Genomic DNA, 22,762 nt, shown 5'->3' with positions numbered 1-22,762 from the left:
AATGATGATAATAGCTTTAGGTTAAAGAGTGGAACATTTAAAAAAATTCTTTTATGTTTTTCTAGCTCACATATATTCGAGCATTTTTATAACATTAATACCTATTTTATATCTGAAAAAATTTAAAAGAAGCTTTAAAAATATTAATTATAGAAAAAGATGGGCTGAAAGATTCGCTCAGACAGAAATACGCCTAAACAATAGTATATGGATACATTCAGTTTCTGTAGGTGAAACTGTTTCTGCTGAACCACTAGTAAAAAAATTATTAAAAAATTTCCCTAATGAAAATTTTGTCATAACTACAACCACACCAACAGGTAGCGATGTTGTAAACAACTTATATAGTAACTATCCAAATGTACATCATATGTATATTCCTTATGATATAATCCCATTTGTCAATAGTTTTTTCGTTAAGACTAATCCAAAGGTTTTTATAATTGTTGAAACGGAAATTTGGCCAAATATTTTAAACAAATGTTTTGCTGAAAAAGTTCCTATAGTAATAACAAATGCCAGACTCTCAAAAAAATCAATGCGAAACTATACCAAAATCCCTTTTGGTAAAGAATTTTTATTTAAAAATATCTCTCATATTAATGCTCAAACAGAAAAAGATGCCAAAAGATTCTATTCTTTAGGGGTAGATAAAGAGAATATTTCCGTAACAGGGAACTTAAAATATAACCTTATCACTCCAGAAAACCTAGAAAATAAAATGCATAACATCAAAGATAGCCTAAAAGGTAGACCAATATGGATCGCAGGTAGTACTCATCAGGGTGAAGAAGAAATAATTCTTCAAGCGCATAAGCAAATCTTAAAAACACATCTAAATTGCTTATTAATCATTGTGCCAAGACATAAAGAACGCTTTCAGAAAGTAGAAAAGCTAATTGCTAGTAATTCTTTGACTTATCAAAAAAGAAGTGTCTTTGAATGTGAAATCTTTAATCACACTCAAGTATATTTAGGTGACACAATGGGAGAACTACTACATCTTTACTATATCTCAGATATAACTTTTGTTGGTGGAAGTTTTATAGATAATGGCGGACATAATTTACTTGAACCAGCTGCACTAGCAAAACCGATTTTAAGTGGTACAAGTCTTTTTAATTTTAGTCAAATATCCAAAGAACTAATCCGTAACAAGGCTCTAACTCGCATAAGAAGTCAAGAAGAGCTTGCAAATAACATACTTAAAATATTAGAAGACAAACAACTATTACAACAGATGTCTTCAGGTGCGCTTAAGACTTTTAAAGCTCATAGTGATGTGCTCGAAAAACAGTATAACAATATCTTAAAATTTTTATGAGTAGTGAAAAAATAATAAAAGATTTCGAAGTTTTTGCTGAAAATATATTTGCTCAGATTGATTCTGTATCCGAAACATTACTAAGTGCTATGCATTATAGTTTTTTTAGCGGTGGCAAGAGAATACGAGCACAGTTTGTTTACGCAATTGGTGAGGCTTTAGCTGTTGATAAATTAAATAGTGATAAAATCGCTTTTGCAATCGAATGTATCCATACCTACTCGCTAATACATGATGATCTTCCTGCTATGGATAATGATACACTGCGTAGGGGTAAACCTACTTGCCATATCAGATTTAACGAGGCTACAGCAATATTAGCAGGTGATGCTTTACAATCTTTAGCTTTTGAAATATTACAAGACATCGATTGTTCAGATATATCCAAACTAAGAAAAATAAATAAATTTTTTTCTCAATGCTGTGGCGCAAATGGGATGGTTGGTGGTCAACAGCTAGATATTGAGGGTGAGAATAAAAAACTCAAGCTTGAAGAGTTAGAGATATCACATATTAATAAAACTGCAAAAATGTTTAGAGCATGTATAGTTTTACCTTATATTTTCTCACAAAGTCAAAATAACAAAATAGAAGCTTTATTAGTGAAACTATCAGACTTAATAGGCTTATGCTTTCAGATCAAAGATGACATCCTAGATGTGACTAAAACAACTACGGAGTTAGGAAAAACTAGTGCTAAAGATATAGAAGCTAACAAATCTACCTACGTATCTTTAATGGGTTTAGAAGGTGCAAGTAAATATTTATTAGATAAAAAAAATCAAATCAATGAAATTATCACAAAGCTTAAAAATAACAAAATAAGCTCAACTAGCCTTGAAAGGCTCATTGATTTAGTTATTAATAGAAACTGTTAGTTATTTTTGCTACAATTCCGTAAATTTATTTAAAAATTAATTTAAAATGCAAACCATACAAAAAATATATGCTTGGCTAGTGCATCTTTTTACATCATTAGGTGCTGTATTTGGTATCTTAGCTATTATATTTTCAATAGAAGCTGCTAAAACAATTGTATTAGGTCAAACAGAACTACATCACTACTATATTAAGCTCTCTATGTTTAGCATCATAATGGCGATATTTATTGATTCAATAGATGGTAGTTTAGCTAGATTGGTCGATATCAAAAAACTTGCACCTCTAGATGGTGCCCTTCTCGATAACATTATAGACTTTACAACATATTCAATCGTTCCTTGCATTTGGGTATATGTCTCTGCAGTAGTTAGTCAACAATGGCTAATTCCGGTAATATTAATGATAACTATCTCTTCTTCGTATCAGTTCTGTCAACTAAATGCAAAAACTAGTGATCATTTTTTTGTTGGCTTTCCAAGTTACTGGAATGTGATAATAATGTATATGCTATGTTTTCAATCAAGCCAATTAATTAATGAAATAACGATAATAATATTATCAATCTTCTCTTTTATACCCATAAAATATATTTATCTATCAAGAACTGAGCATATTAGTAAGAGTAAATTTGTCAAAATATTTACATTTATTTTTACAATGTTAGCTGCGACTGCAACTTTCTTAGCAGTATTAATTTACCCAATTAAAACACCAACAACTTTAATAACCATAATAGTTGTGTTCTCAATATTTTATATAATTTTTAGCCTAAAACTTAATATTAAGCTTGTAAAAAGTTAACCTATTTACCTCTTCATCAATTCTATATGATAATATATTAGCTAAATTAGAATATTTTTATAATTTTATATGAAAGTTTTAAGTCAAGAAGAGCGCCAGAAGCTCTTTTTAGAAAATATTTTTCCATATAAGCATAAAATTCCACGTAATGTTTACGATAAACAAAAACATTACCTACAGATAGAGCTACTGAAATTCCAAAAATGGATAAAAGAAAATAACAAAAAAGTTCTGATAATCTTTGAAGGGCGAGATGCCGCTGGTAAAGGCGGAACTATAAAAAGAGTAATGGAACATCTAAATCCACGTGGTGCTAAGGTAGTTGCACTAGAAAAACCATCAGAGCGAGAAAGAAAACAATGGTATTTCCAAAGGTACATAGAACATCTACCATCTGGTGGCGAAATAGTCCTTTTTGATAGATCTTGGTATAATCGTGCTGGTGTTGAAAGAGTTATGGGCTTTTGTACTGAAAGAGAATACTTCCTATTTCTTGAACAAGCACCTCAACTAGAAAAAATGCTAGTTGATAGTGGCACTATGATAATAAAGTTTTGGTTCTCAGTTAGCCAACAGGAACAAAAAAATAGATTTGCTGCTAGAGAAAGTCACCCTCTAAAACAATGGAAACTTAGTCCCATAGATAAAGCCTCATTAGATAAATGGGACGACTATACCGAAGCTAAAGAAAGAATGTTCATATATACTGACAAACCATATGCGCCATGGGTAATCGTTAAGTCAGATGATAAAAAACGAGCTCGACTAAATGCGATAAGATATATACTTAACAATATTGACTATGATAATAAAGATCATGAAGTAGCGATTCCACCTGATCCTCTTATCGTAGGTACATCTTCAAAAATATATAAATAACACTCTAAAGTAAAAATACCTATTGACTAACAGCCTTATTTAAAATATAATCATGTCTAAGTTTTGGGCCTATAGCTCAGTTGGTTAGAGCGCCGGACTCATAATCCGTAGGTCGTAGGTTCGAGTCCTACTGGGCCCACCAAGCTTATGTTTCAACAAGTTTCATCCCATATCATAAATCCTTTAAATCCAAAGCATAAAGCGAAATACTTGTCTCAAAATGTATCAAGAAATATCAGGCAAAACGCTTGCAATTTTACATACTCATTTACATACTAAGGTATTACGCACACATATTGAATATGTAAATTATGGCTAGAACTATTACATATTAATCAGGATATAGAATTGAATTTTTAAAATCAGGCTCATTCCATATCTCTTCATCTGACAAATCAGTTTGTATAAATTCAATTATCGCTCCATTTTCCTCGACTACAGCAACTTTAAATCCTTCTATAGGAAAATAAGGTTCTAAAAGAACGTTTTTATTCTTAATAACACTCTCTAAATCCGTTACTTTATAGGCTATATGAGGTAGTGTCTGGAGTAATTTATTTAATGGGCAGTTTGGTCCAAAACGATGATATTGTATTCTGCCTGGTAGTTCACCACCTGAGGTATACATATCCATAGTAGGGCTATAGCGCTCTCCAGGTCGTGGTTCAGTGATAGGAATTCCCACATGGTGATATTCGTATTTCATAACTTTTTATCCATATTTTTTATTTATATCTATATTATAAGAAAAATTACCAATAAATTTAATTGAACTATACTCATCATTTATAAACTTTTAGTTTATAATAATAGCAAGCGCTTAATGGACTAAATAAAAGATGTTAAATTATTCACAGTTAAGATGTTTTATAAAAGTTGCTGAATATTTAAGCTACAAAGAAGCTAGTGATGAACTTTGTATTTCAACTACAGCTGTAAGTAAGCAAATAAAAAATCTAGAAAATCAATTATCTGAGAGACTATTTTTCCGTAACACGAGGAATGTTCAGCTAACACCTTTTGGTATAATAATGTTTGATAAATGCCAAAGTTTACTTAAAGAAAGTAATAATCTTGAAAACTTTATAGAGTCTAGACAAAAAACTCCCCAGGGTAAATTAACTGTACTAGTATCAAAGGTTTTAGCTAAAGAACTAATCTTAAAGCATCTAAGTGATTTTATAAATAAATATCCTCTAATTGAGTGTGAACTAATATTTTCTGAACAAGATGGTGATTTAGCAAAAAGCAATATTGATATAATAGTAGGTTTTCCTCAAATTCCCCCTATTACTGATAACCTTAAATATAGAAAAATGCAACCCATATCAAATATATTATGTGCCTCACCTGATTTAATTAAAAAATATGGCACACCAAATACAATAAAAGATTTACTTAATTATCCCTTTATATCACATAGTCTAAGAAAACCAGGAACAAAATTACCCTTAGAAAATGGAACTTATATATCATGTCCTCCACCAATATTATTTATGGATGACTTTAATGCACTTAATCACGCTTGTAAAGATGGGATCGGAATTTTTTTGACTGGTGACAGCCTAGTTGAAAAAGATATTAAAGAAGGAAACCTAATACAAATTATGCCTGAAATAAGATTTAAGAAATATGAGATATTTACTTTTTATCAAAACTATGGATATGATTTACCAAAAATAAAGGCTTTTTTGGACTTTTACTGCTATAAGATAACTGCCAAATAATTTTGCTTATCTTTTTTAGTAAGTCTAATTTTATGCTCATTCATTAATGTCCCATAAAAAGACTTAGCTAAAGCTTCAAGGACATCTACCATTAACTCATAACATGTTTTAACATCATAATCCATACTAGCAAGCTTTCTATAATTCATTACAGCAATAATACCACTTACACTGCCATCCGTAGCGCTTGAAAACTCTTGCTCTTGATTATCAGGTAAGATGCTAAAGATAACATCCTTATAATTAACTTTTTGGAAAGCTTTGTCATCAGTATATTTAATCCCATAGTACTTTAGGAATGTAGCTAAATCTTTTACTTGAATTGGCTCAATCGCTTCAAAATAAATTATTAAAAAGCCATCTCTTAAAAGTGGATATTCACGCTGAACATTTTCAACATTAACAGCATGTTCTGAGAAGCTTCTAGCTTGACTTATAAGTTCTTGAGTATTATTTTGTTCAATATTTTTAAGTATTTCTATTTGTTTAAGACGCAAGCTTTTACGATATAAATCTATTATGATTAATATCACTAAAACTAAAACTAGTGCCAATATTAATGTCATTTACCTAACACCTATAATGTTTTTATACTCATGTATTATATCTATAAAGACTCTAAAAATTAAGGTTTTTCTATCATAGTATCTAATACTTCAATGATCTTACTCTCAGTATCGATAACCATGTCTTTATGAATTTTTTCAAATTCTTTTACTATATAATCATTACGTTGCCTATCATCAAACAATCTTTTTAATTCACTAAATATATTGTCTGTACTACAGTCTTCTTGTATTAATTCTCTGATAATTTCGCTTTTATGCAAGATATTAGGAAAAGCCCAATAACTATGATTATCAACAAGCATTCTACCAAGAAAAGCGGAAAGCCAAGATAATTTATAACCCACAACCATTGGTAATTTACATAGCATAGCCTCTAATGTAGCTGTTCCTGATGCTAATAAACTCAAATCAGATGCTTTTAAAACATCATGAGAGCTTGCCTCAAAGACCTTAATATCTAGAGCATCGATTTGTTCCTTGTATTTAGCGAATAGTGGTTTTAAAGATGGCTTAGCTAAAGGCATAATTGCTTTAAATTTATATCCAGCATCTACTAATTTTTGCAATGCTGCTAAAAATAATGGTAGCAGCCTTGTAACTTCTGTAGTGCGACTTCCTGGTAAAACTGATAATATTGGCAAAGAAATATTTTCTAAGCCAAGGTTTTTTCTATATGTGATTCTATCGATATGTATTGGGATATTCTTAGCTAATGGATGACCAACATATATAGCTTCAAAATTATGTCTTTTATTATAGTATTCGACTTCAAAAGGTAAAATCGCCAATATCTTCTCAGTTGCTTTTTTTATTTTTTTGATACGATATTCCCGCCAAACCCATATTTTAGGACTTACATAATGTATAGTCTTAATACCAGCAGCTCTTAACTCTTTTTCGACTGTTAGATTAAAATCTGGAGCATCAATACCTATAAATATATCAGGTTTATTTTGCTTGAAATAATTGATAATTTTCTTGCGGATACTTAATATACGCAAACCTTTTGAGATAATTTCTAAAAAACCAATTAAAGACAGTGCATCCATTGGATATAGGCTTTTAAAGCCGGCAGCAGCCATTTTAGGACCACCAATACCCTCAATTGTAGCATTAGGATATCTTTGCTTTAAAGCCTCAACTAATGTGCCTCCTAACTGATCCCCTGAGAGCTCTCCAGCTACAATACCTATTTTCATTACCTTAGTATACCTCTTCGCGAAGTACTAATCACATCAATAAAAGGCTCCAAAACTTTATCATCTTTAGCCATCTCCTTGATTATCTCAAAAGCTTCTCTCATCATCAAACCTTTGCGATATAACACCTTGTAGACTTCTTTAATTCTTTTCATTTCTTCAGGAGTAAAACCACGACGCTTTAAGCCTTCAGTATTTATACCACAAGGAGTTGAGCCAGCATTTACAGCAGTAACCATTAGATATGGAGGGACGTCCTTACCAACTAATGCTGCATGAGCAATAAAAGCATGTTTACCGACTCTACAAAATTGATGAACACCAACATTAGAACTTAAGATTGCATAATCATCAATATGCACATGTCCAGCTAAACCAACACCATTAACCAAATTTATATAACTACCTATTTTACAATCATGACCAATATGCACATAGCACATAATGATATTGTTGTTACCAACTGATGTAACGCCTGTTTCTTTTGTGGTTCCACCATGAATGGTCGCACACTCTCTGATAATGTTATTATCACCAATTACAACCTGAGAAAAATCACCTTTTTTATATGTATAATCAATTGGATCATCACCGATTGAAGCATATTGGAAAATCCGATTATTTTTGCCTATAACTGCATTATCACCAATTGTTATATGGCTTTTTAACTCAGTATTTTCACCAATAACAACATTTTTCCCAATAACACAGAATGGCCCTATTATAGCACTATCGGCTATTTTGGCGCTCTCATGTACTACTGCCAAACTATGTATCACGATTAATAGTCCTTATATGCTGCCATTAATTCAGCTGAACAAACTACTTGTCCATCAACCTTTGCTACTGACTCTGCTGTGCAGATGATATTTTTTTGTTTTACCATACGCGACTCAATGACTAGCACATCACCTGGTACTACTGGTCTTTTGACCCTTACCTTATCAATACCAGCCAGCATAAATGTTCTTCTACCTCCACCGGCTTTCTCAACTACATGAGCAAACAATGTTTCTGCCATTAACTCACCAAGTATAGCTGTTGCTTGTGCCATTGCCTCAACAATCAAAACACCAGGCATTACTGGAAAATCAGGAAAGTGCCCGTTAAAAAAATCCTCATTTATAGTGACATTTTTTTGCGCAACAATCGTTCTATCTTCAATACTCCAATCAACAATCTTATCCAAAAGTGCAAAAGGGTATCTATGAGGTAAGATTTTTCTAATCCCCATTACATCTATTTGCTTATTATTTTCATTAAACTGGCTCATTAAACAGTCCTTACTTATTTAATTTTTCTTCTAGTTGTTTTACTTTTGTAATTAAAGTATCAATCTTGGCTAGTTTAGCCACAAATCTACCCCATTGAATTCTAGGTTTAGCTTCAAATGCAGCGTAGTACATTCCAGGCTTAGTGATCGACTTACCAATATTGGATGCCCCACCTATAATCGTATTGTCACAAATACTAATATGCCCAGTTATTGCAGACTGGCCACCAATAAGACAGTTATCACCAATCGTTGTACTACCTGCAACAGCTGTAACTCCAGCTAAAGCAGTGTTTTTACCAATAACTACATTATGAGCTATCTGTACTAAATTATCAATACGTGCACCCTTTTTAATTATCGTATCATCAATAGCCCCTCTATCAACGGTTGTTCCAGAGCCAATCTCAACATCATCTTCGATAATTACTCTACCTAGCTGAGGAATCTTTGTCCAACTGCCATCTTCATCTCTTGCATTACCAAAACCATCGCAACCAATTACAGCATTTTGGTGAATAATACATCCAGCACCAATTACAATATCATGGGCAATAGATACATTACTCTTAATAAGAGTATCATTACCTACCTTAGTACCATTATCAATAGTTGCACACGCACCTATACAGACATTATCTCCAATAGCTACATTTTCACCAACAACTGCATTAGCACCTATAGTAACATTCTCACCAATCACAGCACTTGCGGCTATTACAGCTTTGCTATGGATTTTTCCATCTGGACGTGGTGATTTATCAAATAGTTCCATAACCTTTGCTAATGCCATATAAGGATTTGTTAACACTATTGCATTTGTATTACAGTACCCTAAAGCCTCTTCTGTTATTAAAACTGCTGATGCTTTTGTTTCAGATAATGCCTTTAAATACTTAGGGTTAGTACAAAAAGAAATATCCCCTTCACCAGCTTGTGATAGCGTAGCAATCTTGTTTATCTCAATATTTTTATCACCTTTAACTTCACCATCAAGTTTTGATGCTAGAAAATCTAAAGTATACATTAATAAAACTCCCTAGAGCTATTCAGAGTCTTTATTCATCAACTCAATAACCTGGCTTGATATATCATCGACATTATTAACATAAGCTAATGCCTGCGTTGTAAGCACTATGTTATATTTTTTTTGCTGAGCAATTGTTTGTACTGCCTTATCAAATGAAGATTGGAATTTCTTTGATAGTTTATCTTTTAACATATACTCTTTTTGTTGCAAGATTCGTGCTTTTTCAGCAAAGTTTTGTTGTTCTTTTTGGATTTGCTGCTGTTTTTTATCTAATTCACTCTTAGTCATAGTCGCAGAATTATCTTGTAAAGCTTTCATCTGCTGCATAATATTATCTTGTTCTTGCTTAAGCTTTGAAGCCTCAGGTTTAAGGTCATTTTCAAGTTTCTTAACACTCACAGATCCCAAATCAGAATCATTGAAGATCTCAACCGGATTAACTACAGCTATTTTAGTGTCTGCATACGCTGCGGTAAATGCACTCGCCAAAACGCATATTGATAAAGCAAATTTTTTCATTTAGAAGCTCTCCCTTAAATTTATTTATAATCATTTAATAGTAGATTCTAACACAATATTACCAAAGTTGTTAAACCGTTTTAGGTACCAGATACAATTAATGCAACTTTTCAAAAAGAAAATATTTATTATTTGTTTAGAAATTTTGTCCTAATGAGAACTGGAATACTTGTGTTACATCACCAGCCTGTACATTAAATGGTTGAGCAAACGATACAGCCAAAGGCCCCATTGGTGAAGCCCATCTAAATTCAATACCAACAGAGTATTTTAGGTTGGAAAATGAAGGTACAGTTTCTTGTTTTGGAGTAGGAGCTACTACTCCACTCAAATTGTAAGTCGTATATGTGTTACCAATATCTAAAAATGCACCTATTCTCATCTTAGAACTATCCTTAATAAAAGGTACTGGAAATAGTAAATCATAGTTATTATAAATATTAAGGTTACCACCAATTGAATTACCCGTAGAACCATCTACTAAGTTAATATCACGTGGACCTAGCGAACCTTGTAAGAAACCACGTACGCTTCCCCAACCACCACCGTAGAAGTTCTCATAAAATGGTAGTTCTTGAGTCTTACCAAAGCCACCACCATATTGAACCCCAGCTCTTATTGTTAGAGCTGACATATCAGTATTTGGTACAGCTATGTTATAAGTACCTCCAACTTCTACCTTATAAGCGTTGATATTACTAATAACTGGAATATTGACAGAACCATTTAAATTAAATGACCCACCATCTGTAGCAAAAATATATTTATTTGAGTTATCATAACTCCAACCTGCTGTTAGTGCTGGCTCATTAAAGTTGTTTCTACCGCCCTGCTGTTGTATAAACCATTGTACAATTGAAGATTGGTAGCCATCTGATTGTTTAACTGTATTATTAGCAAAAGTTATACCTGCTGAAACATTACTAAATGTTGATATAGGTAGACCATACATCAATCTTGCGCCAATCGTATCTAATTGATACGCAGCAACAGCATTTGTCTTAGCAAAGTTTGATCTATTTATGTATGCAGAAATACTTTGGCTAACCCCTGATGTAGTAAAGAATGGATCAATATAACTTATATCTAATTGTTGGAAAGGTATTGAAAGCTGCGCATTAAGGTTAAAAGTATTACCAGTACCAAAAACGTTAGGCATATTTAGCCTACCGCCTATCATAAAACCATATAAATCAGAGAAACCTAAGCTTCCACTTACCGAGTTAGCATTCCTCTCTTTAATATTATAGTTCACATCAACCAAATCATCAGATCCTTCAACAGGAACAAGCTCCATATCAGCTGAGGCAACATATGGTAATTGATCTAACCTTCTTTGAGACTTATCTATTGCTTCTTTATTATAGCGGCTTTGCTCATAATATTGTAACTGACGACGAAATACATAATCATTAGTTATGTTATTGCCAAAGAAATTTATTCTATTTACATAAACTTTCTTTCCAGCATCTACAACAATTTTAAAAGCAACTATATGATTGTTCTTATCAACTGTAGGGATAGGATTAACTATAGCAAAAGCATATCCCTTACTACCTAACAGAGTTTTTATACCCTCAACTGTATCAACCAGTTTAGTTTTTGAAAACACTTCACCTTGTTTTATCTTTACCAAAGATTGTAACTCTGATTTTGGTAAAATAAACTTACCAGTTAAAGAAACGCTACCAACTTTATAAATCTGACCTTCTGCAACATCAAAAGTAATATATGAATGCTCACGATCTTTAGACATAGAAGCTTGTTTTGAAGTGACCTTAAAATCTAAATAACCTCTATCTAGATAATAATTAGTTATGCCTTGGACAGACTGATTCATACCATCTGGTGAATAACTATCAAATGGTGACAAAAACCCCCATAAATTCCATATCGAAGGTACTTGAAATGCAATACTACTATCTAAGTCCGCATCAGCAAAACTTTTGTTACCTACAAAGTTTATCGAATCAACAGTTGCAGGCTTACCCTCCTGAAAGTTTATATTTATATCAATTCTATTATTAGGTAGTTTTCTGATATTTTCTTGTATTTTTGCACCATATAAACCCATCATAGAATATTGATTAAGCAAAGATTGCTTAAGCAAAAACATTGTATTAGGATTGTAAACATTACCTACATATATACCAGCATCAGTAAAGACTTTCTCAAGATTATCTTTACTAAGCTTTTTATTACCACTAAAACTAAACCCTGCTATAATCGGTCTTTCTTTGACATTAATAAAAAGATTACTTCCTTTACGATACAGATCTACACTGTTAAAAAAGCCTGTACCATAAAGATTATTGATAATCTGGTTTGTATCTTCTGGTGTAATGTAACTACCTTTCTTATAACCAACACGGCTTTTAACTACATCACTTTGTAGACCCTCTAGTCCATTAATAGATACGTTATCTAATATAAAACTGTCATTATCTGCCCAGCCATTAAATGCAATACCCATAAGAAGAGAGGCTAATACAAACTTCTTTCTTAAAAAAAACACTCAATTTACCCCAAAACAGAATCCACATACTCTCGAGTTTTTCTATCTATCTCAAAAACTTCTTCTATATTTGTTGGATTCTCAAAATTTAACTCTTTTGTTACTTTTTTGTTTACTTCTATTATCTCTAAATATTTAATTTTTTTATCTAAAAATGCAGATACTAGCTTTTCATTAGCAGCATTAAAAACTATATTTGCCGCATAGTTTTTATTCTGTAAGTTCTCAAATACAATCTTCAATGCTTCAAATCTTTCAAAACATGCATTTCTAAAGGTCAATTCACACTTTGTAAAATCAAGCTTAGCGACTTGTGTTTCACCTCTAAGAGGATAGTATAAGGCGTTTGCTATAGGCGTTTTCATATCCTGTACTCCTAGCTGAGCCAAATAACTACCATCAATATACTTCACCATTGAGTGAATTATACTCTGAGGATGAATCAAAACGCTTATTTTATCAGCAGGGACAGCAAAAAGCCAATATGCTTCTACTACTTCTAAAGCTTTATTCACCATAGTAGAGCTATCAACAGAAATTTTTCTTCCCATGTCCCAATTAGGGTGAGCACATGCCTGTTCAGGTGTTACATCACTTAGCTCATATAACTGCATATCTCTAAAAGGTCCACCCGATGCTGTCAAAATTATTTGTTCGATATCTTTGGCATATTGCTTATTAACGTTATCTACACATTGAAATATCGCATTGTGCTCACTATCTACAGGTATAAGTTGAGCATTATTTTTTATAACTTCATCTACCAATAAGTGCCCTGCTGTTACTAACGATTCTTTGTTAGCAAGCAAAATTTTCTTACCAGCTTTAGCTGCTGCAAAAGTCGGCCTAAGCCCTGCAATACCAACTATAGCAGACATAACTATATCAACCTCTGGCAAACTAGCCACTTTCTCAAGTCCCTCTTCAGCTAATAAAATTTCAACATCTGAAACTAGTGATTGTAACTCTTGTTTTTTATTTAAATTTGGGACCACAGCAAACTTAGGCTTAAATTCTCTACAAAGATTCACCAGCTTCTCAATGTTACTAAATGCTGTTAAAGCAAAAACTTCAAAATCGTTACTCTCCCTAATTACAGCAAGAGTACTATCACCAATAGATCCTGTAGCCCCTAGTATAGTTACTTTAATTTTAGACATATTTAATTATTCACTATGTTTTGCACTATCAGAAGATTCTAACTCTACACTATCTTCATCGCCTTCGACTTGCTTAACTACTTTTAAGCTAATAAGCTTTTCATTATTTCTTAAGTTTATAAGCCTAACTCCTTGAGCAGAGCGACCACACTCTCTAACTTCATCAGAAGATGTTCTTACCAAAGTACCATTATCAGTAATCATTACAATATCTTCATCATTCTCAACCAAAACAGCTACCACAACCTTACCATTACGCTGCGAGATTGATATTGCTATCACACCCTGACTAGCACGCTTAGTCTTACGATATTCACAGACTGCTGTTCTCTTACCATAACCATTTTCTGTAGCTGCTAACACAACCCCCTCATCAGGATTTGTCACAAGCATTGAAACTATCTTTTGGCCAGGTTGGATACGCATACCAGTTACTCCAGCTGCTGAACGGCCCATAGCCCTCACATCAGACTCATCAAAACGAATCGCTTTACCTGCATCAGAGAACATCATAATCTGCTTATTACCATCTGTAAGGGCAACATAAGATAACTCATCGCCATCATTTAAACCAATTGCTATCTTACCTGTTGAACGCGGTCTAGCGAATTCAGACAAATCAACTTTCTTGACTCTACCAAGTTTAGTTGCCATAAACACATACCAGCCCTCGTTAAACTGAGAAATTGGCATCATTGCAGTTATTCTTTCATCCCTCTCTAATGGCAAAATATTGTTAATTGGTCTACCTTTAGAAATTCTACTTGCGACTGGGAAATCATAAACTTTTGACCAGTACACTCGACCTAAACTTGAGAAACACAACATTGTATCATGAGTTGAAGCAAGCATTAATTTAAATATACTATCTTCTTCTTTAGTCTTAGTCGCAGATTTACCAACACCACCACGCTTTTGCGCATTATACATACTTAATGGTTGAGTTTTAACATAACCATCCATAGACAGAGTTACAACCATATCTTCTTCTGTAATTAAATCTTCTCTAGTTAGATCTAATCTTGACTCTATAATTTCTGATTTCCTCTGATCGCCATAGTTATCTCTAATTTCAACAAGCTCCTCTTTAACAACGCGAATAAGCTCATTGACATCGCTCAAAATACTAATTAGATATTTAATTCTGTCAATAAGCTCTTTGAATTCATTGACAATCTTATCTTGCTCCAAACCCGTCAATCTGTGTAGTCTCAAAGCAAGTATCGCATCTGCTTGCTCCTCAGTTAGATTATATGAAGCATCAGCTTGGATACCATAGTGAGATGCTAAAGTTTCTTTACGATACATTTTAACATCGACACCCTCTAGCATACTCTTAACCATAGAACCATTCCATGATCTTGCTAGCATAGACTCTTTTGCATCAGTCGGTGAAGGAGATGCTTTAATAAGGTCGATCATCTCATCAATATTTGCTAATGAAAGCAATAAACCTTCTAATATATGCGCTCTTTCTTTTGATTTTCTCAGCTCAAAAATTGTCCTTCGAGTCACAACTTCTTTTCTATGCTTAATAAACTGCTCTAGAATTTCTTTGAGGTTTAGTAGCTTAGGCTTGTTGTCACTAAGAGCAACCATATTAATCCCAAAACTACATTGTAATTGTGTTTGGGCATATAAAGTATTTAGGACAACTTCAGGTGACTCATCTCTTTTGAGATCAATTACAACACGAATACCATCTTTATCAGACTCATCTCTAAGCTCTGAAATACCTGTTACTTTCTTATCTTTAACAAGCTCAGCAATCTTCTCTACAAGCTTAGCTTTATTTACTTGGTAAGGTATTTCGGTGACCACTATTTGTGATTTACCGGATGCTTCATCTTCATGAATATTAGCTTTAGCACGCATAATTACGCGTCCTCTACCTGTCTTATACGCCTCTAGTATTCCATCTGTACCATTAATATATGATCCAGTAGGAAAATCAGGTGCAGGAATATATCCGATAAGCTCTTCGATAGTTAAGTTAGGATTATCAATAAGAGCTATAGTAGCATTGATAACCTCCGTCATATTATGCGGTGGAATATTAGTCGCCATACCAACAGCAATACCTGAGGAACCATTGACCAAAAGATTCGGTACTCTTGTTGGCAACACATCCGGAACTAGCTCTGTATTATCATAATTAGGAGAGAAGTCTACTGTCTCTTTGTCTATATCAATTAAAAGCTCATGCGTTAGCTTTTCCATTCTAATTTCGGTATAACGCATTGCTGCTGGCGAATCGCCATCAACAGAACCAAAGTTACCTTGGCCATCAACCAAAGTATAACGCAATGAAAATGGTTGAGCCATTCTCACAATCGTATCATAAACAGCTGTATCACCATGTGGATGATATTTACCTATAACATCACCGACAACCCTTGCAGACTTTTTGTATGGCCTATTGTAGTAGTTTGACAGTTCATTCATCGCGAAAAGTACACGGCGGTGAACAGGCTTAAGACCATCACGCACATCTGGCAAAGCACGACCCACAATTACACTCATCGCATAATCAAGATACGATTGTTTTAGTTCTTTTTCGATATTTATAGATGATGACTCTTTCGTGATTATAGACATTAGTTATCGCTTTTAATGAAGATAAAACATATAACCGACATTTTAACATAACCGATAACAAAAAGCACTCTTTACCAATCCATTCAAAAACCTAGCAAGTCTAACAACCAAAAATATCTTAATTATCACAAATTAATAAAATAGCTCTTATCAATTTTTAACAGCTGTTATTAATAACTGATAAGGAAAATCTTGCAAAAAAAATCTATAATCTGAAACTACTTTTTTTAAAAATCTAAGCTTTAGAAAAATAAGGAAAAACAATGAAGAAAGTTATCATTAGTTCTATTATTGCATCAATTATGTTGCCAACAGCAACTTTTGCTAATAATAAACAATTAAACCAAGGTGAAGTAGCCTATCACAATACTTTTCCTATCAGTCAGTCAGAGGCATATGATATTTTTATTACCAATACCGAATATGCAAATACAGTTATTATGTCAAATACTATAGCTGGGGTGATGTATGGTTATTTGATTAAGCAAAAATATCCAAACATGAAATTTAATAAAGACTATCTATATGGTTCATTGATAGGCCAGCTAATGCAAGAGTCGGATATGTCTAGTCAAATAGCTCAAAACTTTGAGCCAAACAATCCTGATCAACTGATTCATAACAGCACATATGCAAATATATTACTACAGGCTGGTCAAGGTGGTCCTTATCAGATTAACGACTACTCAAAAAGACTACCTTCAGCTGAAGCTGATGGAGCTCTTGGCTTAGTAAATTACGATGCTGTAGCCGCAATACTAGGTTATTCAATACAAGATCAAGATGACGGTTCACAGACAAAAAAAATAGGTCCTGAAGCATTAGACAATGTTTACTCTGGGCCAATGATAACTACTTTCTATCATTTCAACGATATAAATAGAATGAATGTTAACTCGACAAATGATTGGTATGTGGACCATGAGCAATGGAATAAATGTTTAGAAAACTCTCAGAAAAATACAGCTGGCGGTTTAACATTCCCATTCGTGATGAATGTTGTCTATAATGCTGGTGACTATAGCCCAGTACTTAAGACATATCTAAATATATGTGCTGAAGGTAGCACTGATACTAAAGAGTATAAAAATATCAATAATTGGTTATTAGATACAATCAGTTATCAAACTAGAATTGGAGCTGAAAAACCGAATACTGGCGAAGCTACATATTACAGATATCCACGTCAAGTTTCTTTCTATATCAATCAAATATTCAACAATAATAACAAAAAACTTGAAGATACAGGTATTGAAGTAAACAATCAAGTTACTTTCTCAGTGGCAAGACTAAAACAAGTATTTGCAATGGTGATGCATAAATTATCTTATCGAGATAATAATGATGATCTTCGCTTTATCAGTGTAGAAGATGCTAATAAAGCATTTGATCAAGCTATCAATCAAGTTACAAAAACAGATGGGCAAATACCAGAAGAGCTAAGTTTCTCAAACACTCAAAAAACAGCAAACCAACAAAGGTTATTAATTTATAAAATAATCCAAAGAGCAATAACTAAACTTGCTCAAAACAATAATATTGATTTCACTAAAACTTATGATGCAAGCAAACCAGGACCAGAGCCTGGACCTACGCCAGAACCTCAATATACATATCCAGATGGTATTGGTAGCTATGTAAATGGAACTGTCGTAAAAGCAGGAGATAGTACCTATCAATGTCTAGTTGCAAACTGGTGTAACACTTCAGCTTACTCACCACTAGGCGACTATTCAGATTCTGCTTGGAAAAATCTAAATCCTCAGCCCAAACCAGCTCCAGTAGGCACATGGGACCCTACAAAAGAGTATATTGCTGGTGACATTGTTGAAATCAATGGTGTCAAATATGCTGCGCAATGGTGGAATAAAGGAGTTAATCCTGTAGAAAATCATACTCAATATCAAGATCCTTGGAACATTGTTAAATAAACATTTTTTTCTAGGCTGACCATGATATGATGGTTCAACTAAGTAAATTCCAGCCTATTTTCTGACCTTTTTTTTCAATCAAGTACTTATTACAATCAACAAAATGATTACAGCCTAGAAAACCTCTATGTGCTGATAGTGGTGATGGATGTGTAGATTCAAGAATTAAGTGCTTTGAACTATCAATAAGACTCTTTTTCATGCGCGCATGAGAACCCCAAAGCATAAATACAACATTCTCTTTAATACCAGATATTTTTTGAATTACAGTATCTGTAAAAATCTCCCATCCGATATCTTTATGTGAATTTGCTTTATGAGCTTCAACTGTCAAAGTAGTATTCAACAAAAACACTCCTTGCTTTGCCCAATCAACTAAGCAACCATGATTTGGAATTTCAAACTCTGGAATACTGCGAGCAAGCTCTTTATAGATATTTTGTAATGATGGCGGAGTATCCACCCCTTTCTGCACTGAGAACGCTAAACCATGTGCTTGGTTATAGTTATGATATGGATCTTGACCCAAAATAACCACTTTTAGATTATCTAGCTCTGTATACTTAAAGGCATTAAAAATATTTTCCTTAGCTGGGAAAATTACCTTACCTTTAGCGATTTCACAAGCTAAAAATTCAAGTATTTGTTTAAAATAAGGTTTTTGTTTCTCTTCTGAGAGAATATCCGACCAATTCATCTGTAATACTCCTGTAAAATTTTGGATAATTGTTGTTTATTTACCCTGGTTTTAAACCTAATTTCAATATTAGGTTAATTGTTTTTGTAAATTATCAGAAAAATTTTTAGCATAATCAATTTTTGTTTTTTCTGATTCGGGAGTATCACCCCTATTTTTATAACCCTTAGTCTCTACACTACAGCTAAAAATAATTGCTTTAGATGTTTCAAACTGACTACACTTTTGAGTTTTATAGTGTTCTTTAGATTTAAATAATTATCATTAAAAACATTGCATTCATCTAAAATACTTACGATATTATTGGCAAAATTTTCTTGATATTGTTGTTTTTCAAATAGCATTTTATGCCCTAGTTTTTCTGATGTATTTTTTCTATTAGCTCTTTTAAGTTAGCATCAGCAACCCTATTCCAAAAACCAACTTTTCTCTTATGTCTTTCTATTAAAAAATTAAAATAAACTATAGGATGTTGTATTTCTCTCCAATTTTCCACAATTTCACCAAACTCAATAGCTTTTTTAAGGTCACTAACAGCATAATCATAATATTTAGATTTTCCACCATTAAGGCAATCAGCCACAAGCAATCTTCTAATAAGCACTGCCACCAAAGGCTTTTCTTTAGATATACTTGTACTGATTTTTCTGATATCACTTACATAGCGTAAATCTAACTCTTCATTTGTCTTAGCAAAATCTACCAAAGCATCCTCAAGCAAATCATATTCTCCTAGAGTATAAAGAGCTTCTATAGTTTCAACACCGAAATCTTTTGCGTTGATGTGCTCTTTAATTTTTTGTTTAGCTTCTTGAGATTCCTCAGCATTAGCATATTTAATATAGCTAAGATATGCACCTGTGTTTATGCGGTAACTATCAAAAATTTGATTATAATAAATTTTCTTGATCTCTACAGTATTACCATCTAAAAGATATGCCTCTATCAAAAGCCTATCTCTTTCTGGGTAAAAATTTACTTGGGTAATTTTGTTTAGATACTCTATAGGTTCCATGAACAAAAAAATTGAATAAAGCAGTTAAGTATATTTAAATAGTTTTGTGAAACAAAAAAACATACTTAACATATATGGAATATTACATATCAGAAACAAATTGGTCAACTATTTTAACTTTTCTAACAGCTCAAAAAGGATTGCATACAAAAGATGTAGTTAAGCTTAGAAGATTCATAGAAGCAGTATTTTTTATCCTAAAAACAGGAGCTCAGTGGAAATATCTTCACAAGGATTATGGTAATAGTAGAGCCATCCATAAGCGTTATAAATACTGGGCTGACAAAGGTATTTGGAATAATCTAATGACTTATGTTTCAGACATTGATTCACAACAGTTCATGATAGATTCACTATCTGTTAAAGCACATGCGTGTGCTAGTGGTTATGAGATAAATGGTAATGAAATCAATGCTTTGGGTAGAAGTGTGGGTGGCTTAACAACAAAGATTCATACTCTTACAGATGCTTTAGGAAATCCCGTTAGATTTATAATAACTGCTGGTAATGTCCATGATATTGTACCCTCACAACAACTCTTAGAAGGAATAACAAATGCTTATATTCTTGCTGATAAGGCATATTTCTCTGAAGAAAATATAAAATTCCTTGAGGAAAATAAAAATAAACCAGTCATTCCTGCTAGAGAAAACTATACCAAAGGCCATAATGTTGACTGGCATATTTATAAGGAAAGACATTTGATAGAGAACTTTTTCTCTAAAATTAAGCATTTTAGAAGGGTTTTCTCTAGGTTTGATAAGACTTGTTCTGCTTTCCTCGGCTTTATAGCATTAGCAAGCACCTTTATTTGGCTTAGATGATTTTTTTGTTCATGGAACCTAGCCTCATCTTCTCTAAAAGCATCTATTAATCTCTTTGCGGTATCCAGTAAATAACTAGCATTATCAATACCACCTTTAGCTTTGACTACAGATATATAGCTATCCACATCTTTTCTCTTATCGGCAATAAACTTATGAAAATGCTCATCGTAGTCAAATTTATAACTTTTCCTATCAAAAGGTTTAAGCTCAACAATCGGTACTAGCATATTCTCAAGCTCTACCAGCACCTCCTCACTTATACATTTACTAAAACTTAGTACTGACTCATTATAAGCGTATTTAGAACTAGTAAAAGTTTTGTAGATAAATTTAGCAATCTCTGCTGGCTTAACTTTTGCATAAAAAAATGCTCTATCAAGCACTTTAAATAAATCACCAAAAGCATCACCCATCCCACCATTTGAGTCATCTATATATTCGGCTATCTTCTCTTCTTTATCGATAATTCTTTTAGCTAGTTTAATCGCCAAATCAGGAGCTTGTGGAACTAGGAAATTACCTATTCTAGTAACTACAGCTCTAACCTTATCAGCAAAAATTGTACATTCCCAATAGCCATAAAACTTCCTATTACTTGTAATAGATGTTACTTCTTTACTTACCACCTTATAAAATTCTTTGGGATCATAAGCAGCTATTAGAGTTTTAACTTCTTTCTCATAAGCTTCATTTTGACTAGCAAGATTTTCTAGTATTGTTACAAGTTGCCCTTTCGTTAGTTCTTCTAATCTAACTGTTAATGTTTTCACTGTTGATTTTCTCCGAAATAGTCATCATAAAGAAATTCAATATCTTCTACATAACTATCATCTGCTTTTCTTAGAAGTTTTTTTAAAACATCTTCATAATGGTAATATAGCTGATTCTTTTGAATAATTTTTATAGCTGATTCAAACATACTAGCACAGCTATCAGGGTAGTTTGTATCATAACCAACACCATAGTTTCTAATAAACCCTAAAAGCTCATCAACATAACAAAGCATCAACTCTACAATATTCTCATCAGTAACTGGTAGTTTTTTGAAATCAGTTATAATTTTTTTAGCGTCTTTTATACTCGCTCTAGGGCATCCATATTTAGCATTGCCATAAAATTCTTTATGAATTTTTTGTTTTGCTTCTTCTAAAACCTCATCAATACCACTACTGTCATATAGCATGGTATAGTGCTTTTTAACTTGGGGAAATTGCTTAAACAAAATCTCTATATCAGCCTGCAGATCTTCTCTTGACTTAAATTTTAGTTCTTTTCTAAGTTTCGTTAGAGTTATATTTTTCATTTTTGACCTCCTGCTAAAAGGAGCAAAATCATACCTACCATCTTATCTTTATCCTTCGGTTGTGATTCTGCAACTAATACTGTTAATGTTGCTAAAGTTTCTGGAGTTATTCTATGATTATATTAAAACTTTTGCAAAAGCCAAATAAAAGCAAAAGCACCGCTTCTTTTATTGCCATCATTAAAGGGATGATTCTTGATTATAAAATATAATAAATGAGCAGATTTTTCCTCAACACTTGGATATAACTCTTGTCCAAAAACATTTTGAAAGACATTATTTACTATACTTTCTAAATTACCTTTACTTTTCTCTTGAGCAAATAAAGGGTTTGCTTCTTTTTTATTAATCAAATCAGCTTTTAACTGTTGCAAATCTTGATAAAGATTTTTTATAGAAATATCAATGTCTGAAGTTGTATCAGTTTTAGGAAACTTCTGCTCATCATAACTTTGTAAAGAAAACCAAGTATATGAGAATGTTTTTATTAACTCTAAAATCATCATTGTTAAT

At 32.7% G+C, this 22,762-nt stretch carries 22 protein-coding genes, 1 tRNA gene and 2 pseudogenes; 8 read left to right on the top strand and 17 right to left on the bottom strand.

Going from position 1 to position 22,762, the window contains the following annotated elements:
* The first annotated feature begins 28 nt into the window (after nucleotides 1–28).
* From waaA to CGC45_RS01585, 5 genes are all read left to right on the top strand, one after another.
* Complete coding sequence (waaA, locus tag CGC45_RS01605; protein ID WP_071628658.1) at nucleotides 29–1,324, top strand: lipid IV(A) 3-deoxy-D-manno-octulosonic acid transferase; 1,296 nt, start codon at nucleotides 29–31, stop codon at nucleotides 1,322–1,324.
* Nucleotides 1,321–2,202, top strand: a complete 882-nt coding sequence (locus tag CGC45_RS01600; RefSeq protein ID WP_071628657.1) for a polyprenyl synthetase family protein — start codon at nucleotides 1,321–1,323, stop codon at nucleotides 2,200–2,202. Before waaA ends, CGC45_RS01600 begins: the two co-directional genes overlap by 4 nt.
* A 46-nt stretch (nucleotides 2,203–2,248) precedes the next feature.
* Complete coding sequence (locus CGC45_RS01595) at nucleotides 2,249–3,007, top strand: CDP-alcohol phosphatidyltransferase family protein (protein WP_071628656.1); 759 nt, start codon at nucleotides 2,249–2,251, stop codon at nucleotides 3,005–3,007.
* Nucleotides 3,008–3,076: 69 nt separating this feature from the next.
* Nucleotides 3,077–3,886 carry a polyphosphate kinase 2 gene (ppk2, locus tag CGC45_RS01590; RefSeq protein ID WP_071628655.1) on the top strand — a complete coding sequence of 270 codons (810 nt, stop codon included), beginning with the start codon at nucleotides 3,077–3,079 and terminating at the stop codon, nucleotides 3,884–3,886.
* A gap of 65 nt (nucleotides 3,887–3,951) precedes the next feature.
* Nucleotides 3,952–4,028, top strand: a tRNA-Ile gene (locus CGC45_RS01585).
* Between the two features lie 189 nt (nucleotides 4,029–4,217).
* Here the strand turns inward: CGC45_RS01585 and CGC45_RS01580 are convergent.
* Nucleotides 4,218–4,592 carry a helicase gene (locus tag CGC45_RS01580; RefSeq protein WP_071628654.1) on the bottom strand — a complete coding sequence of 125 codons (375 nt, stop codon included), beginning with the start codon at nucleotides 4,590–4,592 and terminating at the stop codon, nucleotides 4,218–4,220.
* 133 nt (nucleotides 4,593–4,725) lie between these two features.
* On the opposite strand from CGC45_RS01580, the gene CGC45_RS01575 reads away from it, so the two are divergent.
* Nucleotides 4,726–5,613, top strand: coding sequence for a LysR family transcriptional regulator (locus CGC45_RS01575; RefSeq protein WP_071628653.1), 888 nt, complete (start codon nucleotides 4,726–4,728; stop codon nucleotides 5,611–5,613).
* On the opposite strand, the gene CGC45_RS01570 is transcribed toward CGC45_RS01575, so the two are convergent.
* From CGC45_RS01570 to gyrA, 9 genes are all read right to left on the bottom strand, one after another.
* Entirely contained in the window at nucleotides 5,592–6,179 is a 588-nt protein-coding gene (locus CGC45_RS01570; protein WP_071628652.1) for a cell division protein ZipA C-terminal FtsZ-binding domain-containing protein, read from the bottom strand. The two genes, CGC45_RS01575 and CGC45_RS01570, sit on opposite strands and share 22 nt — an antisense overlap.
* Before the next feature lie 59 nt (nucleotides 6,180–6,238).
* A complete protein-coding gene (lpxB, locus tag CGC45_RS01565) occupies nucleotides 6,239–7,381 on the bottom strand; it encodes a lipid-A-disaccharide synthase (RefSeq protein ID WP_071628651.1) in 1,143 nt (380 codons plus the stop codon).
* Nucleotides 7,381–8,160 carry an acyl-ACP--UDP-N-acetylglucosamine O-acyltransferase gene (lpxA, locus tag CGC45_RS01560; RefSeq protein ID WP_071628650.1) on the bottom strand — a complete coding sequence of 260 codons (780 nt, stop codon included), beginning with the start codon at nucleotides 8,158–8,160 and terminating at the stop codon, nucleotides 7,381–7,383. Before lpxA ends, lpxB begins: the two co-directional genes overlap by 1 nt.
* Before the next feature lie 2 nt (nucleotides 8,161–8,162).
* Nucleotides 8,163–8,654 (bottom strand): 3-hydroxyacyl-ACP dehydratase FabZ, encoded by a 492-nt coding sequence (gene fabZ, locus CGC45_RS01555; protein WP_071628649.1) that lies wholly within the window; start codon nucleotides 8,652–8,654, stop codon nucleotides 8,163–8,165.
* Nucleotides 8,655–8,664: 10 nt separating this feature from the next.
* Nucleotides 8,665–9,681, bottom strand: coding sequence for a UDP-3-O-(3-hydroxymyristoyl)glucosamine N-acyltransferase (lpxD, locus tag CGC45_RS01550; protein WP_071628648.1), 1,017 nt, complete (start codon nucleotides 9,679–9,681; stop codon nucleotides 8,665–8,667).
* Nucleotides 9,682–9,699: 18 nt separating this feature from the next.
* Nucleotides 9,700–10,203 (bottom strand): OmpH/Skp family outer membrane protein, encoded by a 504-nt coding sequence (locus CGC45_RS01545; protein WP_071628647.1) that lies wholly within the window; start codon nucleotides 10,201–10,203, stop codon nucleotides 9,700–9,702.
* A gap of 136 nt (nucleotides 10,204–10,339) precedes the next feature.
* Nucleotides 10,340–12,718: an outer membrane protein assembly factor BamA gene (gene bamA / locus CGC45_RS01540; RefSeq protein ID WP_071628646.1), complete on the bottom strand. Its 2,379-nt coding sequence runs from the start codon at nucleotides 12,716–12,718 to the stop codon at nucleotides 10,340–10,342.
* A gap of 5 nt (nucleotides 12,719–12,723) precedes the next feature.
* Entirely contained in the window at nucleotides 12,724–13,878 is a 1,155-nt protein-coding gene (gene dxr, locus CGC45_RS01535) for a 1-deoxy-D-xylulose-5-phosphate reductoisomerase (protein ID WP_071628645.1), read from the bottom strand.
* Between the two features lie 6 nt (nucleotides 13,879–13,884).
* The gene (gene gyrA, locus CGC45_RS01530; protein WP_071628644.1) at nucleotides 13,885–16,476 is read right to left on the bottom strand and encodes a DNA gyrase subunit A; all 2,592 of its coding nucleotides are present in this window, start codon (nucleotides 16,474–16,476) and stop codon (nucleotides 13,885–13,887) included.
* An 884-nt stretch (nucleotides 16,477–17,360) separates the two neighbouring features.
* Here gyrA and CGC45_RS09435 point away from each other — a divergent pair.
* On the top strand, nucleotides 17,361–18,407 hold the full coding sequence (locus CGC45_RS09435; protein WP_306669151.1) for a carbohydrate-binding protein: 1,047 nt from the start codon (nucleotides 17,361–17,363) through the stop codon (nucleotides 18,405–18,407).
* 34 nt (nucleotides 18,408–18,441) lie between these two features.
* Here CGC45_RS09435 and ung read toward each other — a convergent pair whose 3' ends face one another.
* The 4 genes and pseudogenes from ung to CGC45_RS01505 all read right to left on the bottom strand — a co-directional run bounded on the left by ung (nucleotide 18,442) and on the right by CGC45_RS01505 (nucleotide 20,119).
* Nucleotides 18,442–19,104: a uracil-DNA glycosylase gene (gene ung / locus CGC45_RS01515; RefSeq protein WP_071628642.1), complete on the bottom strand. Its 663-nt coding sequence runs from the start codon at nucleotides 19,102–19,104 to the stop codon at nucleotides 18,442–18,444.
* Nucleotides 19,101–19,281, bottom strand: a pseudogene (locus tag CGC45_RS09500) (hypothetical protein); the annotation flags it as partial. The gene ung and the pseudogene CGC45_RS09500, both read right to left, overlap by 4 nt.
* Complete coding sequence (locus CGC45_RS09270; RefSeq protein WP_232310102.1) at nucleotides 19,278–19,448, bottom strand: hypothetical protein; 171 nt, start codon at nucleotides 19,446–19,448, stop codon at nucleotides 19,278–19,280. The gene CGC45_RS09270 and the pseudogene CGC45_RS09500, both read right to left, overlap by 4 nt.
* Nucleotides 19,449–19,456: 8 nt before the next feature.
* A complete protein-coding gene (locus tag CGC45_RS01505) occupies nucleotides 19,457–20,119 on the bottom strand; it encodes a DUF6880 family protein (RefSeq protein WP_071628641.1) in 663 nt (220 codons plus the stop codon).
* A 74-nt stretch (nucleotides 20,120–20,193) separates the two neighbouring features.
* Here CGC45_RS01505 and CGC45_RS01500 point away from each other — a divergent pair, with 74 nt between their 5' ends.
* Nucleotides 20,194–20,943 carry an IS5 family transposase gene (locus CGC45_RS01500; protein ID WP_071628410.1) on the top strand — a complete coding sequence of 250 codons (750 nt, stop codon included), beginning with the start codon at nucleotides 20,194–20,196 and terminating at the stop codon, nucleotides 20,941–20,943.
* Between the two features lie 311 nt (nucleotides 20,944–21,254).
* Here the strand turns inward: CGC45_RS01500 and CGC45_RS09495 are convergent.
* The 3 genes and pseudogenes from CGC45_RS09495 to CGC45_RS09265 form a co-directional block, all read right to left on the bottom strand.
* Nucleotides 21,255–21,716 (bottom strand): annotated as a pseudogene (locus CGC45_RS09495) (DUF6880 family protein); the annotation flags it as partial.
* On the bottom strand, nucleotides 21,713–22,249 hold the full coding sequence (locus tag CGC45_RS01495) for a DUF6155 family protein (protein WP_071628640.1): 537 nt from the start codon (nucleotides 22,247–22,249) through the stop codon (nucleotides 21,713–21,715). The gene CGC45_RS01495 and the pseudogene CGC45_RS09495, both read right to left, overlap by 4 nt.
* A gap of 122 nt (nucleotides 22,250–22,371) precedes the next feature.
* Entirely contained in the window at nucleotides 22,372–22,752 is a 381-nt protein-coding gene (locus CGC45_RS09265) for a type II toxin-antitoxin system death-on-curing family toxin (protein WP_257211282.1), read from the bottom strand.
* Between the last annotated feature and the right edge of the window lie 10 nt (nucleotides 22,753–22,762).

Origin of the sequence: Francisella opportunistica (assembly GCF_003347135.1) — a bacterium.
Taxonomy (GTDB): domain Bacteria; phylum Pseudomonadota; class Gammaproteobacteria; order Francisellales; family Francisellaceae; genus Francisella; species Francisella opportunistica.
Note: the sequence above shows the minus strand (reverse complement) of the source record. Positions and strands in the feature narration are given on the sequence as shown.

What these genes read in the sequence shown, in the direction of transcription:
- CGC45_RS01600 (WP_071628657.1), top strand. Translation starts at nt 1,321, where the DNA reads ATGAGTAGTGAAAAAATAATAAAAGATTTCGAAGTTTTTGCTGAAAAT.
- CGC45_RS01595 (WP_071628656.1), top strand. Translation starts at nt 2,249, where the DNA reads ATGCAAACCATACAAAAAATATATGCTTGGCTAGTGCATCTTTTTACA.
- ppk2 (WP_071628655.1), top strand. Translation starts at nt 3,077, where the DNA reads ATGAAAGTTTTAAGTCAAGAAGAGCGCCAGAAGCTCTTTTTAGAAAAT.
- CGC45_RS01580 (WP_071628654.1), bottom strand. Translation starts at nt 4,592, where the DNA reads ATGAAATACGAATATCACCATGTGGGAATTCCTATCACTGAACCACGA.
- CGC45_RS01575 (WP_071628653.1), top strand. Translation starts at nt 4,726, where the DNA reads ATGTTAAATTATTCACAGTTAAGATGTTTTATAAAAGTTGCTGAATAT.
- CGC45_RS01570 (WP_071628652.1), bottom strand. Translation starts at nt 6,179, where the DNA reads ATGACATTAATATTGGCACTAGTTTTAGTTTTAGTGATATTAATCATA.
- lpxB (WP_071628651.1), bottom strand. Translation starts at nt 7,381, where the DNA reads ATGAAAATAGGTATTGTAGCTGGAGAGCTCTCAGGGGATCAGTTAGGA.
- fabZ (WP_071628649.1), bottom strand. Translation starts at nt 8,654, where the DNA reads ATGAGCCAGTTTAATGAAAATAATAAGCAAATAGATGTAATGGGGATT.
- lpxD (WP_071628648.1), bottom strand. Translation starts at nt 9,681, where the DNA reads ATGTATACTTTAGATTTTCTAGCATCAAAACTTGATGGTGAAGTTAAA.
- CGC45_RS01545 (WP_071628647.1), bottom strand. Translation starts at nt 10,203, where the DNA reads ATGAAAAAATTTGCTTTATCAATATGCGTTTTGGCGAGTGCATTTACC.
- dxr (WP_071628645.1), bottom strand. Translation starts at nt 13,878, where the DNA reads ATGTCTAAAATTAAAGTAACTATACTAGGGGCTACAGGATCTATTGGT.
- gyrA (WP_071628644.1), bottom strand. Translation starts at nt 16,476, where the DNA reads ATGTCTATAATCACGAAAGAGTCATCATCTATAAATATCGAAAAAGAA.
- CGC45_RS09435 (WP_306669151.1), top strand. Translation starts at nt 17,361, where the DNA reads ATGAATGTTAACTCGACAAATGATTGGTATGTGGACCATGAGCAATGG.
- ung (WP_071628642.1), bottom strand. Translation starts at nt 19,104, where the DNA reads ATGAATTGGTCGGATATTCTCTCAGAAGAGAAACAAAAACCTTATTTT.
- CGC45_RS09270 (WP_232310102.1), bottom strand. Translation starts at nt 19,448, where the DNA reads ATGCTATTTGAAAAACAACAATATCAAGAAAATTTTGCCAATAATATC.
- CGC45_RS01505 (WP_071628641.1), bottom strand. Translation starts at nt 20,119, where the DNA reads ATGGAACCTATAGAGTATCTAAACAAAATTACCCAAGTAAATTTTTAC.
- CGC45_RS01500 (WP_071628410.1), top strand. Translation starts at nt 20,194, where the DNA reads ATGGAATATTACATATCAGAAACAAATTGGTCAACTATTTTAACTTTT.
- CGC45_RS01495 (WP_071628640.1), bottom strand. Translation starts at nt 22,249, where the DNA reads ATGAAAAATATAACTCTAACGAAACTTAGAAAAGAACTAAAATTTAAG.
- CGC45_RS09265 (WP_257211282.1), bottom strand. Translation starts at nt 22,752, where the DNA reads ATGATTTTAGAGTTAATAAAAACATTCTCATATACTTGGTTTTCTTTA.